Below are 17,512 nucleotides of genomic sequence, written 5' to 3'. Positions count from 1 at the left end.
AAGCGCATTTATAATATCAATAAAATGGGGGATTAACTATGAAGCGGAAGGCTCTATTCCTTGGTATAGGTATCATTGTAATAATCATTTTAGTTCTTACTAATCGAACCGCTATTGCATTTGCGGCTATTATTTCGGCTTTTATTATGTGGATAATTAAAACTATCAAAGACAACAAAAATTAAATAAATATTTGAGAAAAAGAATCAAAAGTAAAATGCTCAGTCAACTCTATTTATGAAATAAATAAGTTTTGCCTTGTTGAGGAAAGAGAAAAAAATCTTCTAGAAGGCAATTAAAGTAAAAAACGAAAGGAGGAAATAAAGGAAGATTTATTATAGCTATGTTCGAATTTTAGAGAGACGAAAGGGGAAAAATGAAAATGGTTAAGAAATTTTTTTTAATTCTAGTTGTAGTGCTAACAGTATTAGTAAACGTAGTCCCGACTTTTGCACAAACTTCACCAAGATCCATCAATAAAGATTCATTGTTGAATTCAACGCCTGTTAAAAACAATTCAGAACTTACAGAAAAGAAAAAACTAAAACGTGTTGGAGACCTCTATGAAATTTACGGAAAGGTATTTGACATTGCCGATATTCCTGTAATCGAAATTGGTAAGAAATACGAAATTAAAGATTTAAGTGTTTATAAACAAACAATTAACGGCAAAACTTGGCTTACAGTATTTAGAGTCCAATCCTCAAATAAAGACGGTTACAATATACAGGATGTATACAATAGTGTTAATTATGTCATAGATGATTATTATGATGGGACGTACATGGGATCGTGTGAATTAGACACCTGGTGGTACACCTCTAATGGAATTGTGACGGGCATCTATAATCATGCGTATGGGACAGTTCCTGATTATCAATGGCCTGATTATTGGAGCCTAGATGATTCTGATAAATATATCATTCCCGGTGATCCAACGCATGGATATTCCTATGCGTACCTTACAGATCACTATGAGATGCCAGGCGGCTGGCCAGTTGGATATTCCCAATATAAACTGGAAACCTCTGTAAATGGAGTCGGTGGTGCTGTTAGTTGGTCTACTTTGGTGGATAGACTATAGAAAGTATAAATGAAATCCCTCCTACTTTGGTGTAGAGGGGGAATAAATTTAAGGCAATAAATTTTAAGACAAAGCAGAAAATATGCTTACAAATAAAATGAGCGCTTCAATCACAAAGGAGTGTCGCAAAACTACTTTTAAGTAGCAAGCGATACTCCCTTTGTATTTAAGAAATCAAAAATCAGCCAATTCATGATGATAATACTCTCGTTTTAACTCGGAATGGCTGATTTTAGGCATCACTTAATAATCGCGATTTTCTATTGCCAAACTAAGAGTTCCAGATTATGGAGAAAAACAACGAATCTTACCCCAATTTCAGAAAGGCATTCTTTTTACGCCTTTCGTTTTTGCTCTCATTATGGGGCAGAAAGCCGGTATGTCTTTTCTTATTGAAAGAATTGTTTTTCCAGTAATCATCATAGTTAATCGTTATATTGGAGGACCCAGAGGAGATGTTCTAGTAATTCCAGTGTTGATATTCGCCTTCTTGACATCCATTATCTTAGCCTCGTTAATCGTATTCATTCTGGATTTGGTGCTAAATCGATGGCTACATAGACAAAAAACTCCCTGATACTCTGTTCGCATTCAAGGCTTATCCTATTAAATCAATTCTCCCTCAATCCGCTTGGCTCGCTCCTCGACTTCCTGACAGATCCTCTTTTCATCGAGGGTGAGGAGTTTTCTTTCTTCCATTAAGAGCTTGCCGTCCACGATAACGGTGCGGACGTCTCCGGCGTGAGCCGCGTACACCAAATGCGCAGGAATGGAAAAGCGCGGGTAAAAGTGGGGCTGATCCATGTTGACACTGATGAGATCCGCTTTAAAGTCTGGGGCCAGCATTCCCACTTCTTCAAGGCCCAGAGCCTTAGCCCCGCCGATGGTCGCCATTTCCAGGACTTCATAGGCCGGAAGAGCGGTTGAACCTGCTTTGAGCTTTTGCTGGAAGGCGGCGGAACGCATTTCACCGAAGAGGTCGAGATTGTTATTGCTTGAAGCCCCGTCCGTGCCTAAACCCACCGTCACTCCGCGGGCACGCAGTTCTGGAATGGGTGCCGTGCCGCTGTTCAGCTTCATGTTGCTCTCCGGATTATGAGCCACGGCTACTCCCTTGGCGGCGAGAATGTCCATATCTTTTTCCGTTAAATGGACACAATGGGCTGCCACCACCTGGCCGCCGAAAAGGCCAAGCTCATCCAGCCACTCAACCGGAGTTTTGCCATACTGGTCCCGGATAATCTTGATCTCGTCCAGTGTTTCCGCCACGTGAATGTGGATTCCGACCCCGTGGCGGTCAGCTTCTGCCTTAACTTCCTGCAGAAAATCCCCAGAGCAGGTGTAGGGGGCGTGCGGGCCAAACATCACTTGGATGCGTCCGTCCCCCGCCTTATGATAACGTTGAATAAGCTGGATATTCTCCGCTAAGGCTTTGCGCCCGTTGGGTCCGTTCCCGATCAAGCCGCGGGAAATAACAGCCCTCGTCCCGGCCTTGAGTGCCGCTTGCGCGACCTGATCCATCGATGCATACATGTCGAGCATGGTAGTGGTGCCGGAACGGATCATTTCGCACAAAGCTAACGCCGTGCCCCAATAGATATCTTCATCTGTGAGCTTCTCCTCAAACGGCCAGACCTTCGTTTCAAGCCAGGGCATCAAAGGGAGGTCATCGGCATAACTGCGCAGCAGGGTCATCGCTGCATGGGTATGAGTATTTATCAGGCCAGGCATAAAGACATCATCAGGATAGTCCAAAACCCTATCGGGTGTAAAACCATCCGGGGCTGAACCCCGCTCTCCCACTGAGAGAATGCGGTCCTCCTCTATCGCTATTTCCCCATCCGGGTAAAAAACATCAGATCCCGTCATTGGCAGGACCATCGCACGAATCAGTATCTTCATACTCAAACCTCCTCACCTCTGCCCATAACTATGTAAATAACTATACCGCATCTTAGCAATATCTTCTTGGTCTAAAGAAACAGGGGTTCCGATTAGCCGGGCCAAGAGGTTGATTTGCGCGGCCTTCTCTACGATCTGGCAAACTTTTAATGCTTCAGTGAGGTTTGGCCCCACTCCTACCAGCCCGTGGTTGGCGAGGAGTACCGCGCTTTTGTTTCCAAGAGCGCGAACAGCTGCTATCCCTAATTCACGCGTACCGGGGGATTCATAGGAAGCGGTCGCAACGGCCCCTCCCACGATCTGGGCTAAATCTTCCACCACAGCCGGAATCTCCGTTCTCGTTACAGCATGAGCCGTAGCGTAAACTGAATGCGTATGTATAATCCCCTTGACATCAGGCCGTTGTTCGTAAATATGGGCGTGGAGCATGTATTCTGAGGACGGTTTGCGCGTGCCGCTTAAAACCTGGCCTTCGCGGTTAAGCAAGACCAGGTCATCCTCGGTAAGTGTTAGGTAGTCCATGCCGCTTGGGGTAATCCAAAAACCCTCCCGTTCCTGATCCCAGGCCGAGAGGTTGCCCCAGGTGCCTGCCACCATTCCAGAGGCCAGGATTTTTCTGCCGGCTTTAAGCAAATCTTGTTTAAGGCTCATGAGCGAACCATCAGCTTAAGCAAATTGACGGAATAAGGAGAAGAGACGATTCCCTTTTCCGTGATAATCCCGGTAATATACTTAGCGGGAGTAACATCAAAGGCAGGGTTATAAACTTGTACATCTGGCGGAGCGATCGGCACTCCGAACACTTCCCGCATCTCCTGCGGGGAACGCTCCTCAATCGGAATATCCTGCCCGCTTGGGACTTTCAAATCGATAGTAGAAGTGGGAGCAGCCACATAAAAGGGAATGCTGTGCACCTGGGCCAATACCGCCAGTGAATAAGTACCAATCTTATTGGCTGTATCTCCATTGGCTGCAATCCGATCCGCCCCTACGACAACAAGGTCGATTTTCCCCTGCTGCATCAGGCTTCCGGCCATATTATCGGCGATTAAGGTGACCGGAATTTTATCCTGCATCAGTTCCCACGTGGTCAGCCGTGCTCCCTGCAGAAATGGCCGCGTCTCATCCGCATACACATGAATCTTTTTCCCGGCCGCATGAGCAGAGCGCATAATCCCAAGGGCTGTGCCGTACTCGACTGTAGCCAAAGCTCCAGCATTACAGTGGGTTAATATGTCCGCGTTCTCCGGGATGAGAGAATTGCCGTGCTCGCCGATTAAACGGTTCATGCGCCGGTCATCTTCCGCAATACTGTCCGCTTCTGCGATCAGAGCCTGCCTTATATCATCCAAATCTTCCTCATCCCACACTTCCCGCAGACGATCTTCCATGCGCCTTAAAGCCCAGAACAAGTTGACAGCAGTAGGGCGGGTAGCTGCCAGCCGGTTTTGCACCTCTTCCATGTAAGTGGTAAACTCTGCCCGCGGCCCGCTAAAGGACAAAGCCCCTAAAGCATAGCCATAAGCAGCCGCCGCGCCAATAGCCGGCGCCCCGCGCACCTCCATGCGTTCAATCGCTTCCGCTACTTCCTCATACGATTTTGCTTCCCTGAAAAGAGTTTGAAGCGGGAGTTTAGTCTGATCCAAAATTTTGAGGGCATTCCCCAGCCATTCGATCGCTTTCACATCCCAACCTCCTTTCTCAAATACAGACCCCCTTGCCGCTGGCGCGGCTACTCTTCTGCGTGATCAAAAAGCGCTGCCGCAAAATCCCCAGGCACGAACGGGCGCAAATCCTCCATTCCCTCTCCGATCCCGATCCATTTTACCGGAATCCCTATCTCTCCCTGAATCCCCAGTACGACACCGCCTTTGGCCGTTCCGTCAAGCTTGGTCAGCACTATACCCGTGACTCCGGCCACTTCCTGAAAAAGCTTAGCCTGCTGCAAAGCGTTCTGGCCAGTGGTGGCGTCAAGCACCAACAGCACTTCATGCGGGGCTTCCGGAATTTCCCGGGAGATAACCTTCTTGACCTTACGCAGTTCTTCCATTAAGTTCACTTTGTTGTGAAGGCGTCCGGCAGTATCCATGAGCACCACATCCGCCGCGCGCGACTTGGCTGCCTGGATGGCGTCATATGCCACTGCCGCCGGATCAGCCCCTTCTTTCTGCTTGATCACTTCCGCTCCGCTGCGTGTACCCCATATTTCTAACTGGTCAATGGCTGCAGCCCGGAAAGTGTCACCCGCTGCCAGGAGCACTCTCTTACCTTCCTGGCGCAGGTGGTTGGCGAGTTTTCCGATCGTAGTGGTTTTGCCAACCCCGTTCACGCCCACCACCAAGATAATACTTGGCCCACCTGCGGCAATATTAAGAGTCTGCTGCTCCCCCAGCATTTCCGCAATAAGTTCTTGCAATACTGTCTGGATTTCGCCAGCCTCGGAAATTTTCTTTCTCTTTACCTCTTCCCGCAAACGCCGGACCAGTTCAAGGGAAGTATTCACACCAACATCAGAGCGGATGAGGAGTTCTTCCAATTCCTCATATAAGTCATCATCTATTTTCGTGCGCCCTGTAAATAACTGCTCGACTTTTTGCACGAAATTTTCCCGTGTTTTAGTTAATCCTGCTTTAAGCTGGGCAAAAAAGCCTGCCATTTTATGCCTTCCTTCCTAAGGGGATGTCTGCCGCTATTTTATCACAATTCCTCCCTCTGCTCAATCGAGGTGCCGCAATGAGAAGGCTGAGCGTGCTGTGGAGCATGCCAACATTTCTTAAGCTGAAGCCGGGTCATCCCAAGGCTCATCCATCTGCACCGTCAACAGCTTCGACACCCCTGACTCCTCCATCGTAATCCCGCAGAGGACGTCTGCCGCTTCCATGGTTCCCTTGCGGTGGGAAATAACTATAAATTGGGTCGAATGGGCCAAGCGCCTGAGATACTCGGCAAACCTGGTCACATTGACGTCATCAAGTGATGCCTCAATCTCATCCAGGACACAAAACGGGCTCGGCTTCACGCGCAACAGGGCAAAAAGCAGGGCAATTGCGGTTAGAGCCCTTTCCCCTCCCGAGAGTAAGGATAAGAGCTGAAGCTTTTTGCCCGGAGGCTGGGCCACTATCTCTATCCCCGTTTCCAACAGATTATCTGGTTCCACCAGCCTGAGTTCAGCCTGTCCGCCATGAAACAGTTCCTTAAACACTTCGCCAAAGGCATCGCGCACTGCTTCAAAACCGCTGTGAAAGCGCTCGTTCATCGTCTTGTCCAGTTCCGAGATTAAAGAGCGCAAAGTTCGGTACGCGTCCACTAAGTCACGGTGCTGGGCCGTTAAAAACTCATGCCTTTGCCTTAGCTTTGGGTATTCCTCGATTGCGGCCTGATTGACCGGTCCGATGCCTTCGATCTCAGCTTTCAGCTCCTGAATCCTTTGCGCTAGGCCTTCCCGTCCTTGACTGGAATTCAAAGCTCTGGCTTCCTCCCAACTTAGGGAAAACTCCTCAGCCAGGTGTTTAAGGCCGCTCTCCCATTCCGCTTCTAAACGGGCCAGCCGAACCTCAAGCACATGCAGTTTCTGGTCAAGTTCGTGTAATTCCCGACGCTTGTCCTGAGCCTCTTCTTCCCGCCTAACCACCGCAGCCGAGAGTGTCTCTTTTTCGAGCCGCAACTGGATCAGAAGTTCCTGCTCACGTCTAAGAGTGTCTCTTACTTCAGCCAAGCGTTGCTGCAGGTTTTCTCGCTCTTGTTCAAGAGTACCCAGGGCTTGTAAAAGCTGACGCTCATTTTCCTGCTTGGCAGCGAGCGCTTTTTCATTCTCCTGAAGCGCTATACGCTCCGCAGCCAGGAGAGATTCGGCCTGGGTGAGTTCCTGTTCCCACTTGGCATATTGTACTTTACTCTCAGTTAGTTCTGTGGTCAAAGCTTCGATTCCCGCCGCCGTTTCCTTGGCCAGTTGTTCTTTTTGAGCCAAGTCCCGGCGCACGCTCCCTGCCTTGTCCTCAATCTCCGCTAAACCGGCAGCAGCCTGATTAAAAGCGGTCATTATTTCTGTCTGCCGTCCAACGGCCTCTTGAGCACGGAGTCCCAGGAGCTTAAGCTCATCTTCCAGCCTTTTGAGCTGCAGGCGCACTTGTTCCACCCGCACACTTAGGGCCGCCTTTTCCTCCCTAAGCTCCCGACTCCCGGCATCAAGGGCGGCATACTGAGATTCCGCTTCCTCCCTGTCTGCGCGTATAAGCGCTAATCTCTTTGTTTGTTCAGCCTTTGTTTGTTCGAGGCGGTCCAATTCCTGTACCAGTTCTTTGAGTTCGCGCGAGCGCGTCAGGAGATTTGGACCCTTCCGCTGGACACTGCCCCCGGTAAGGGAGCCTCCTGGATGAATTTGGTCCCCTTCCAGGGTTACAATCCGCACTCTATACCCGCTGTGGCGTGCGATCCTAGTGGCAGAGTCCATATCTGCCGCTACCAAAGTGCGTCCTAACACAAATTCCAGAGCAGGACGGTACTTTGGCTCCACCTGGACCAAATCACTGGCCAATCCGACAAAGCCCGGGTCACTCCGGACTGCGCGTTCCGGCTCCAGCCTGCTCCCTTGAATAACGTCCAAGGGTAGAAAAGTTGCCCGCCCCAGCTTCTGTTCCTTTAAGTATGCGATACCGGCTTTAGCAAAGTCCAACGTCTCAGCGACCACACTTTGCAGGCTCCCACCTGCCGCAGTCTCGATCGCCAGTTCTAATTTCTCTTCCACTTTTACCAGGTCAGCCACCGTGCCGCACAGACCACTGCAGGCCTTTACTCCTTTTTTCTTAGCTAGCAAAACTTCGCGCACCCCGCGCTGATATCCTTCCAAAGAATCTTCGAGGGCTTTGAGAGCCTGATATTTGGCCTTAGTCTGCTCCAGCCGCCGCGATAACTCCGTATCTGTCCGGCCCTCCTCAGCCAGGGCTTTGCCAAGCTCAGCCAGCTTTAGTTGGAAAGTCTCCTCCAGACCGGCATACTCTCTTTCCTTAAGCTCCAGCTCCTTAAGAGAGGAATCAAGGTTCTCATGGGCAACCGCAAGTTCTTGAAGCTGGGCTTCTTTAGCACTGCGTTCAGCCGAGATTTGGCTCTGTTCCTGATTTATTGCTGCCAGGTTGTGCTTAAAGCCTGTAAGTTCATTGGAACATCGGCTTTGTTCAGTCAGAATTTCAAACAACTCCGCTTTCAGCCGCTCCAGTTCTTCAACCCCGTGGCTCTCTTTGAGCCGGAGGAGCTTACCTTCCTCTTCTTTCAGCTTAGCCAGGGCTTCCCTAACCGTAGCCCGGAGGACACTTTGCCGCCCGGCCAGGGATTCTATCTTTTCCTGAATTCTGGTGCGCTTCACTACTTCTTCCTGGGACTCTGCGGCAACTCTTTTATGTTGTTCCGCGCAATTATGCTGACGCTCCTGGTTCAACTTCAAATTATTGTCAGCGCCCTGACTTAGCTGTTCGGCGGCAAATACTGCCTGCTGCCGCTCCTGCAAGCGCTCTTCCAGCCTGCCTAAAGCAAGCTTGTCCTCCACATACAAGGCTTCAGAGCGGGCCAAACCTGCTTGGGCCTCAGCCTGCGCATCAATTAATCCTGTACGTTCCTGCTCGGCCCTGTCCGTTTTCCCTCTGACCCCGCTCAGTTCGGACACAGCCAACTGGATTTCTAAATGACGCTTCTCCTCTGCCAGCACTACAAAGCGTTTAGCAGACTCAGCCTGAACTGCCAGCGGCTCCAACTGAATTTCAATCTCTTGCTTAATGTCTTCCAGCCGTTCCAGGTTGCGCTCGGTATCCTCCAGACGTTTGACGGCTTCGCGCTTGCGCACACGGTACTTGCTGATCCCGGCCGCTTCTTCGATGAGGAAGCGCCTTTCCTCGGCTTTGGAGTTCAGAATTTCTTCCACCCGGCCCTGGCCGATGACGGAAAAACCCTCCTTGCCTGCCCCCGTATCCATAAAAAGCTCATGGATATCTTTCAGACGGCAGGGAGCCTTATTGATAAAATACTGTCCTTCCCCGTCCCGGTACACTCGCCTGGTGATGGTTACTTCCCGAAAATCCAACGGAAAAAGCCCACTCGCATTGTCAAAAACGAGCGTGACTTCGGCCATTCCTACCGGACGGCGGCGGGAACTCCCGGAAAAAATCACATCTTCCATTTTGCTCCCGCGCAGACTTTTAGCACTTTGCTCCCCTAAAACCCAGCGCAGGGCATCAACCACATTACTCTTGCCACTCCCGTTCGGCCCTACGATCACACTTAACCCCGTGCCAAGTTCAAGCCGTATCCGGTCAGCAAATGACTTAAACCCCTGAATTTGAATTTCTTTCAAAAAAACAGGGAGTTCAGCGCCCATCGCTCTCCCTCCCCCATTGTTCCAATACTTGTTGCGCGGCGTGCTGTTCCGCTTCTTTTTTCGTGCGGCCACTGCCGCTTGCCATGAGCTTGCCCTTGAGGAAAACCCCTGCTGTGAACTCTTTACAGTGATCCGGCCCATCTTCTGCCAGAATCCGATATGAGACTTCGTGTTCTTCCCGCTGCGCCTTTTCCTGCAGCATGGTCTTATAATCTCCGTAGTTTCCTTTGGCCACTTCCTCGATCGCAGGCTTCAGGAGATTTATAATAATCCTGCGCGCTTCGGCCAAGCCGTACTTGAGATAGATAGCTCCAATTACCGCTTCCCAGGCGTCGGCCAAGATCGACGGGCGCTCTCTGCCCCCGGAAGCCTGTTCACCCCGGCCCAGCAACAGCTCCGTGCCAAGTTCAATCTCTCTAGCCTTTTGCGCCAAGGTGGTTTCGTTGACAACTGCGGCCCGCATCTTGGTAAGTTCCCCTTCAGGTTTTCCAGGGTAATTAAGATAGAGATATTCCCCCACGATGAAATCCAGGATGGCATCCCCGAGAAACTCCAGCCTTTGGTTATTCTCCTTCCCTGAAACAGGGTTCTCAAAGAGAAAGGAAGGATGGGTCAAGGCAGTAACCAGGAGATGATCCGGCTGGCCTTCCAGCCCGAGCTTCTGCGCCAGCCGCCAACCGACCCGCTTACGGCTGCCCGTCTCAGATTCCCCGCTGCCCGCTTTGTCCGGACGCACACTATAATTACGGCGGTGCTTTTTCACAATTGGCACGACCCCTTATCTTTAGGCAAATTTCTTAAGAATAACCGTAGCATTGTGTCCGCCAAAACCAAGATTATTCGACATCGCTGCCTTAACCTCTGCCATCCGAGCTTTATTGGGCACATAATCAAGATCACAGTCCGGATCCGGTTCTCCATAATTAATGGTGGGGGGGATCACTCCGCGCTCAATCGCCAAGGCCGAAATGATGGCTTCAACCCCGCCTGCTGCCCCCATTAAATGCCCGGTCATCGATTTAGTTGAACTAATTGCCACTTGCGCCGCCGCCGGGCCAAAAACTCCCTTGATCGCTGCAGTTTCCGTGGCATCATTGGCATCAGTGCCGGTGCCATGGGCATTAATATAAGTCACGTCTTCCGGATTCAGGGCTGCATCCGCCAAGGCTTTGCGCATAGCTTTCGCCGCTCCTTCTCCTCCCGGAACCGGAGTCGTTATATGATAGGCGTCAGAGGATGCACCATATCCGGCCAATTCGGCATAAATACGAGCTCCGCGCGCTTGTGCGTGTTCGAGAGACTCAAGCACCAGAATCCCTGACCCTTCTCCCATCACAAAGCCACTGCGGCGCTGGTCGAAAGGACGACAGGCTTCAGCCGGATTTTCTTTTTCGGTAGACATTGCCTTCATCGAACAGAACCCGGCAAACGCCAGTTCAGTCAAGGGCGCCTCCGTTCCGCCGCACAGCACTAAGTCGACTTCCCCGCTCTGAATCAGGCGCAAAGCCCTTCCGATAGCATCAGTGGCCGAAGCGCAGGCAGTAGTAACCGTGAGGCTTGGCCCCTGCAAACCGAAGGCGATCGAAATGTGCCCGGCAGCCATATTGCTAATCAGCATCGGCACAAAAAACGGGCTTACCCGACCTGGCCCTTTGGCAATTAAGACTTCTTTCTGCTCTTCAAAAGTAATAACCCCGCCAATGCCACAGCCGATAACCGCTCCGGCCCGGTCCCGGTCAATCTGCTCTAAATCCAGCCCGGCATCTTTAACCGCCATCTTGGCAGCTGCTACCGCGAACTGGGCAAAACGGTCCATGCGCCTGCTTTCTTTCTTGTCGAGCCATTCTGTAGGTTCGAAGTTTCTGACTTCCCCCGCAACCTTCGTAGGCAAAGTGCTGGTATCAAAACGGGTAGCAAGATCAATACCCGATCTCCCGTTTATCAAGTTATCCCAAAATTCCTCAAGGTTGTTGCCAACCGGAGATATCACTCCCATTCCCGTAATTACCGCGCGGTGCTTCATGTTTTAACCTTTCCTCCTTTAATCACACACTTGGAGTATCTCTTTTTTCAAATTCTCGAAAATCTGGTGCACCGATAATATCTCTTTGATTTTATGGAACTTGGAACCTGAGAAAATCAGGCCCTCGTCCATATCCCCGGACTGCGCCTGTAAGAGGCGGCTGAGAACACAAAAATTTCCGGCGCAGTGCTTAAGACAACGGGTGCAGACACGGGGCTTCACATCCTCGTTAGCTGCCAGTTTTTGCGTGAAGGGATTGCTGATTCCCCGCCCAGGCAAACCTACCGGGCTTTGCACGATTACCATATCTTCTTCTTTGGCATTTAGCAAGTAGTTCTTAAAGGCGGGAGCAGCACTGCTCTCTTCGCTAAGGGCAAAGCGGGTCCCCATTTGCACTCCGTCCGCTCCCAGCCTTAAGATCTCGGCCACATCCTCCCCGTTAACAACCCCGCCTGCACCAATCACCGGAATCTTCACAGCCTCTTTGACCTCAGGCACGATCTCCCGCATCGAGCGGTCTGTGCCTAAGTGCCCTCCCGCTTCCTGGCCTTCTACGATCACAGCCGCAGCCCCCAGCCTTTCTGAGAGTTGGGCAAGCTTTGCAGACGAAACAATAGGAACAACCGCGGTATTCGTTTCCTTGCCCCAGGTGAACATATCGCGTGAAAAACCGGCACCTGAAACCAAGAGGTCAACTTTCTCTTCCAGGGCGGCCTTGACCAACTGCGCAAACTCCCTTACTGCAAACATAATGTTGACTCCGATAATTCCTTTAGTCCGGTTACGCGCCTCCTGGATTTCCGCTCTCAGTTCGGCCACGGTAAGCCCGCTTCCGGCAATAAGCCCGATCCCGCCTTCCTCGGCCACGGCAGCCGCTAAAGGTGCCATTGAGATGCGAACCGCCATCCCGCCTTGAATCACCGGGACCTTCGCAACCAAATCAGCCAGGCGAAGTTCAGGTATTTTCACGCCAAGTCCCCCTTAATCTTAAAACAAATCCGCCAACGCCTACCCCTAAAAATTTCTGACGCTAGACTGTTCGAAATATTTATATCTTAACCTCAGTTGAGAGGGCTGTCCTAAAAGAAAGCCCCGCAGTATTCTACGGGACCTTGGGGCAACTACTTGTTTTCCTTAATGTAGTTTACTGCGTCACCGATTGTCCGGATTTTTTCAGCGTCTTCATCCGGTATGTCCAAGTCAAACTCCTCTTCCAGAGCCATAATAAGTTCAACAATATCTAAGGAATCGGCATTTAACTCTTCGAAGGAGGTTTCCAAGGTGATCTCGCTCTCATCCACCCCGAGTTGATCGACAACGATTGACTTTACCTTATCGAAAATGGACATTCTGTTTATTCACCTCCTTCCGCTGGAGTTACGCACGCCTGCGACTCTGTCTACATTACCATGCCGCCGTCAACACACAGGGTTTGCCCTGTGATGTAGGCTGCTGCCGGAGAAACAAGGAACAAGACCGCCTGGGCCACTTCCTCGGGATCACCGATTCGGCTCAGTGGAATCTCTCCGAGTATCTGGTTTTTTACTTCCTCCGCTAATGTTCCCGTCATATCAGTCAAAATATACCCGGGAGCCACGGCGTTAACCCTGATCCCGCGCGGAGCCAGTTCTTTGGCAATTGATTTGGTAAACCCGAGTACTCCTGCTTTGGCAGCGGCGTAGTTTGCCTGTCCTGCATTGCCGCTGACCCCGACCACAGAGGAAATGTTAACGATGGTACCAAATCGTTGTTTGAGCATCCCTTTGCTCACCGCTTTCGTACACAAAAACATCCCTTTAAGGTTGGTATCCAAAACGGCATCCCAATCCGCTTCTTTCATGCGCAGGATCAGGTTGTCCCGGGTTATACCCGCATTGTTCACTAAAATATCCACTTTACCGAAAGCTCCAGCAGCCGTTTTTACTAAGCGTTCAACATCAGCGGCCTGGCTAACGTCTGCCTGTACCGCTATCCCCTCGCTTCCGGCTTCCCGGATGAGTTGGACGGTCTCTTCCGCTTTATCCGCCCTGCCAGCATAGTTTACCACCACTTTGGCTCCGGCACGCGCCAGTTCAAGCGCGATAGCCCTACCAATCCCACGCGCTCCACCGGTCACGATGGCCACGCTGTCATTCAGCAACATTTTATCTACTCTCCTTTAAATATGCAAGTGACTTTTCCAGAGAGGGGATATCTTCAACATTCAAAAGCACGGCCTCCGGAGCGATCTTTTTGATCAGGCCAGTCAGGACTTTGCCCGGACCGCACTCGATAAAGGTATCCACACCCTCGCCTACAAGATAGCGGATAGACTGCTCCCAGCGTACCGGAGAACTCACTTGCTTAACTAAAGACTCTATAATCTGCTCTGCCGTCGTCACCGGAGAGGCATCCACATTGGCTATGACCGGCTGCGCCGGGGTACGCCAGTCAATGTCCGAGAGCACTTCCCGGAATCTGACTCCAGCAGGGACCATTAAGTGCGAGTGAAACGGGCCGCTCACAGCTAAGGGCATCACTCGTTTGGCCCCCAGCTCCTTGGCCTTTTCCATCGCTTTCCCCACCGCAGGAGCTTCACCGGAGATAACCACTTGACCTGGACAGTTATAGTTGGCAGGTGCCACTACTCCTACCTCAGAAGCTTGACGGCAGGCCTCTTCCACATCTTCCGTTTTAAGCCCTAAAATCGCGGCCATGCTCCCTTGCCCGGCCGGAACCGCATCCTGCATCAGTTCTCCCCGTCGGCGCACGACCAGCAGGGCCTCAGCCAAGGATACACTCCCGGCGGCCACATGGGCGGAGTATTCGCCCAAGCTGTGGCCGGCCAGATAATCAGCCGTAACCCCTGCTTGCGCCAGAAGCTGCCACGCGGCCACGCCTACAAGCAGGATCGCAGGCTGGGTATTGGCTGTTTGCTGCAGAACTTCCGCCGGGCCGTCCGCTATTAAGTCGAGAAAGCCCTGCCCTAAGACAGTACGTGCAGTCGCGGCGGTTTCTTGCCCTACCTGGGTTTGCCATAATTCCTGGCCCATCCCCACGTACTGTGATCCTTGACCCGGGAAAACAAACGCTAATTTACCCATTCAATCCTCTCCATTACTCGGACTAATTAGTACACTCTGGAGACTCCAGAGGTTGTTGGCTGCACAGCGGAAAGAGTTACTTATAGATTCACTAACCCTGCCAGCCTCTTTAATTTGCGCTCAGCGCCTTCCATAACGTCTTGAATGATCACTGCCGCCGGTTCGATCCGTTTCACCGCTCCCGCAACCTGACCGGACATTATGGATCCGTTATCCGTGTCCCCTTCTACCATTGCCAAGCGCAACCGTCCGGCTCCGAACTGTTCAAGTTCTGCAACCGGAGTTTGTTCCCGTTCCAGGCGCACAAACTCTCGAATGAAACGGTTTTCCAGGCAACGCACCGGATGTCCGGTAGTCTGGCCCGTCACAACAGTGTCTCTGTCTTTGGCCTTAATGATCATTTCTTTGATCTTAGGGGAAATCGTACATTCTTCGGCACACATGAAGCGGGTACCCATTTGCACTCCTTCCGCCCCTAAGGCAAGTGCCGCAGCCAGACCGCGTCCGTCCACAATGCCTCCGGCTGCAATCACCGGAATCTTAACGGTGTCGACTATTTGGGGCACCAGAGGTAAAGTGCCGATTTCCCCTACATGCCCGCCTGATTCCGTTCCTTCGGCTATGAGCGCGTCAACTCCCACCTTTTCCAAACGCTTAGCTAAAGCGACCGAAGCGACAACTGGGATTACTTTCGTACCCACTTCTTTAAGCATGCCCACGTATTTTCCCGGATTCCCGGCACCGGTGGTGATCACAGGCACCCTTTCCGCGACAATCACCTGCATAATCTCGTCAACATAGGGCGACATCAGCATAATGTTTACGCCAAAGGGTTTAGTGGTAGTTTCCTTTACTTTGCGAATCTCCTGGCGTAACCAGTCGGCGGGAGCCTGACCCGAACCTATGATACCGAGCCCTCCGGCATCAGATACCGCTGCAGCCAGTTCTCCTGTCGCCACCCAGGCCATTCCCCCCTGAAAGATGGGGTACTCTATACCTAGCATGCCGCACAGCTTGGTTGTGATCATCCTTATTCCCCTCTCTTGGCCCATTTCATAACGGTAGCACCCCAAGTCAAGCCGGCGCCAAACCCTACCATAACCACCACATCTCCATATTTAATGCGACCAGTATGCACCGCTTCATCAAGCGCCACCGGGATGGAGGCGGCAGACATATTGCCATAACGATCCAGGTTTACTACCACCTTGTCCTGGCCGATTCCTAAACGCTTCATGGCTGCATCAATGATGCGAATGTTCGCTTGGTGCGGCACCAGGAAGTCTACATCTTCCCTGGTCAGGCCGGCTTTTGTCAAAACCCGAATTGAGGCTTCCCCCATCGTCCGCACGGCAAACTTAAACGTCTCACTGCCGGCCATGTGAATGGTGTGCAGCTTATTGGCAATTGTCTCAGGCGCAGGAGGCTGCTTAGACCCGCCGGCCGGCACGATCAGAAGAGGCCCGCCTGAGCCGTCTGCTCCCAGTTCATAGCTTAAGAAACCGTATCCGTCTTCAACCGGCTTGAGTACCGCAGCCCCTGCTCCATCGCCAAAGAGAATACAGGTTGCTCTATCTTCCCAGTTTAACAGCTTGCTCAGCGTCTCCGCCCCAATGACTAAAACATTATTATACATGCCTGTGGCAATAAACTGGCTGCCCACTGTTACTCCGTACAGGAAGCCGCTGCACCCCGCCTCCAAATCGAAGGCAGCTGCCCGTTTAGCCCCTAAGCGGTCTGCCACCAGGCACGCGGTAGCTGGGAAGAGATGGTCCGGAGTAACTGTCATTACAATTACCAAGTCCAGATCTTCCGGGGACACCTTGGCATCCTCCAAAGCCCGTACTGCTGCCTGATAGCACAACTCAGACACAGGAGTCTCCTTGTCGGCGATATGCCTTTCCTTTATTCCTGTCCGGGTTACAATCCATTCGTCATTCGTATCCACCATTTTTTCCATATCAAAGTTAGTCAAAACATTTTCCGGAACATATGACCCCGTTCCCACAATTCCTACTTGACGCATTAAATACACCCTCTTTTCTCTTGACGTTATTAACTTAAGTCTTGGGTCTGAGCCGTCATTTCTTGCGCGATAAGTTCGGTTAATCCGGCCTCTGCACATTCCCCTGCCACCCTGATAGCATTAAAGATAGCTTTTTCTTTGGAACTGCCGTGACAGACAATGCTAATTCCATTAACCCCGAGCAGAGGAGAGCCTCCATACTCCGCATAATCCATCATGCTGGCTATTTCCTTAAGACCGGGTTTTACCGCCAGCGCTCCCAGTTTCCTCACAGGTGTGGATGTAATTTTATCTTTAATAAGTTCAAACAGCGCCCCAGCCAATCCCTCAGCTGTTTTAAGCACGACATTCCCCACAAAGCCATCGCATACAACCACATCCGCCCGCCCGTACGGAACATCGCGGCCTTCAATATTCCCGCTAAAGTTCAAGCTGGATGCTTGTAATAGCGGGTAGGCGTGCTGAGTCAGCTCATTCCCTTTACTCTCTTCCGTTCCGATATTAAGCAGGGCAATGCGGGGATTTTCAATCCCCATAATATGGTGGGCATAAATGCTTCCCATCTGGGCATATTGCAGCAGATGTTCCGGTTTGGCGTCCGGATTGGCACCAACATCCAGAACTAGCTTGCCCCCAGCGAGAGTCGGCAAGACCGTCGCGATACCCGGTCGTTCCACCCCTTTTACTCTCCCCAGTCCAAGCAGTGCACTCGCCATTTGCGCCCCGGTGCTGCCGGCACTAACGACAGCGTCAGCTTTTTTCTCTTTTACCAGACGGGTCGCAACCACAATTGAAGAATCTTTTTTCTTACGCACGGCCTGAGCCGGGTGTTCATCCATGCCGATAACTTCTGATGCTTCCAGCACAGAAATATTCTTAAGTATATTCGATAGTAAGGGATTAATCCTTGCGCTTTGCCCCACTAGGATAATCTCCATCCTGGGATAAGCCTGGGCCGCTTTCACAGCCCCTTTGATGATTTCCCCGGGCGCATAGTCGCCGCCCATGGCATCCAAGGCAATCCTCATGC

At 51.4% G+C, this 17,512-nt stretch carries 15 protein-coding genes; 1 reads left to right on the top strand and 14 read right to left on the bottom strand.

What is annotated here, in order from left to right:
* The first annotated feature begins 382 nt into the window (after positions 1-382).
* A complete protein-coding gene (locus ACYQ2N_RS15890; RefSeq protein WP_460000276.1) occupies positions 383-1,084 on the top strand; it encodes a hypothetical protein in 702 nt (233 codons plus the stop codon).
* 606 nt (positions 1,085-1,690) lie between these two features.
* Here the strand turns inward: ACYQ2N_RS15890 and ACYQ2N_RS15885 are convergent.
* The 14 genes from ACYQ2N_RS15885 to plsX all read right to left on the bottom strand — a co-directional run bounded on the left by ACYQ2N_RS15885 (position 1,691) and on the right by plsX (position 17,510).
* On the bottom strand, positions 1,691-2,986 hold the full coding sequence (locus ACYQ2N_RS15885; RefSeq protein ID WP_460000275.1) for an amidohydrolase: 1,296 nt from the start codon (positions 2,984-2,986) through the stop codon (positions 1,691-1,693).
* Positions 2,987-2,998: 12 nt separating this feature from the next.
* Positions 2,999-3,637 carry a class II aldolase/adducin family protein gene (locus ACYQ2N_RS15880; RefSeq protein ID WP_460000274.1) on the bottom strand — a complete coding sequence of 213 codons (639 nt, stop codon included), beginning with the start codon at positions 3,635-3,637 and terminating at the stop codon, positions 2,999-3,001.
* Complete coding sequence (gene mtnA / locus ACYQ2N_RS15875; RefSeq protein ID WP_460000272.1) at positions 3,634-4,671, bottom strand: S-methyl-5-thioribose-1-phosphate isomerase; 1,038 nt, start codon at positions 4,669-4,671, stop codon at positions 3,634-3,636. Before mtnA ends, ACYQ2N_RS15880 begins: the two co-directional genes overlap by 4 nt.
* 47 nt (positions 4,672-4,718) lie before the next feature.
* Positions 4,719-5,642: a signal recognition particle-docking protein FtsY gene (ftsY, locus tag ACYQ2N_RS15870; RefSeq protein ID WP_460000271.1), complete on the bottom strand. Its 924-nt coding sequence runs from the start codon at positions 5,640-5,642 to the stop codon at positions 4,719-4,721.
* A 117-nt stretch (positions 5,643-5,759) separates the two neighbouring features.
* Complete coding sequence (gene smc, locus ACYQ2N_RS15865) at positions 5,760-9,350, bottom strand: chromosome segregation protein SMC (protein WP_460000269.1); 3,591 nt, start codon at positions 9,348-9,350, stop codon at positions 5,760-5,762.
* Entirely contained in the window at positions 9,340-10,116 is a 777-nt protein-coding gene (gene rnc, locus ACYQ2N_RS15860) for a ribonuclease III (protein WP_460000561.1), read from the bottom strand. Before rnc ends, smc begins: the two co-directional genes overlap by 11 nt.
* A gap of 18 nt (positions 10,117-10,134) precedes the next feature.
* On the bottom strand, positions 10,135-11,373 hold the full coding sequence (gene fabF / locus ACYQ2N_RS15855; RefSeq protein WP_460000268.1) for a beta-ketoacyl-ACP synthase II: 1,239 nt from the start codon (positions 11,371-11,373) through the stop codon (positions 10,135-10,137).
* An 18-nt stretch (positions 11,374-11,391) separates the two neighbouring features.
* Complete coding sequence (locus ACYQ2N_RS15850; RefSeq protein WP_460000266.1) at positions 11,392-12,342, bottom strand: NAD(P)H-dependent flavin oxidoreductase; 951 nt, start codon at positions 12,340-12,342, stop codon at positions 11,392-11,394.
* 152 nt (positions 12,343-12,494) lie between these two features.
* Positions 12,495-12,722: an acyl carrier protein gene (gene acpP / locus ACYQ2N_RS15845; RefSeq protein ID WP_460000265.1), complete on the bottom strand. Its 228-nt coding sequence runs from the start codon at positions 12,720-12,722 to the stop codon at positions 12,495-12,497.
* A gap of 50 nt (positions 12,723-12,772) precedes the next feature.
* Positions 12,773-13,516: a 3-oxoacyl-[acyl-carrier-protein] reductase gene (fabG, locus tag ACYQ2N_RS15840; protein ID WP_460000263.1), complete on the bottom strand. Its 744-nt coding sequence runs from the start codon at positions 13,514-13,516 to the stop codon at positions 12,773-12,775.
* Position 13,517: 1 nt separating this feature from the next.
* Positions 13,518-14,456 carry an ACP S-malonyltransferase gene (fabD, locus tag ACYQ2N_RS15835; RefSeq protein ID WP_460000262.1) on the bottom strand — a complete coding sequence of 313 codons (939 nt, stop codon included), beginning with the start codon at positions 14,454-14,456 and terminating at the stop codon, positions 13,518-13,520.
* Between the two features lie 80 nt (positions 14,457-14,536).
* Positions 14,537-15,484 carry an enoyl-[acyl-carrier-protein] reductase FabK gene (gene fabK / locus ACYQ2N_RS15830; RefSeq protein ID WP_460000260.1) on the bottom strand — a complete coding sequence of 316 codons (948 nt, stop codon included), beginning with the start codon at positions 15,482-15,484 and terminating at the stop codon, positions 14,537-14,539.
* A 2-nt stretch (positions 15,485-15,486) separates the two neighbouring features.
* Positions 15,487-16,482 (bottom strand): beta-ketoacyl-ACP synthase III, encoded by a 996-nt coding sequence (locus ACYQ2N_RS15825; protein WP_460000258.1) that lies wholly within the window; start codon positions 16,480-16,482, stop codon positions 15,487-15,489.
* A gap of 29 nt (positions 16,483-16,511) precedes the next feature.
* Positions 16,512-17,510 carry a phosphate acyltransferase PlsX gene (plsX, locus tag ACYQ2N_RS15820; RefSeq protein WP_460000257.1) on the bottom strand — a complete coding sequence of 333 codons (999 nt, stop codon included), beginning with the start codon at positions 17,508-17,510 and terminating at the stop codon, positions 16,512-16,514.
* Positions 17,511-17,512 lie beyond the last annotated feature (2 nt).

It is taken from the genome of Paradesulfitobacterium aromaticivorans, from assembly GCF_054657415.1.
This window is presented reverse-complemented; position numbering and strand designations above follow the sequence as displayed.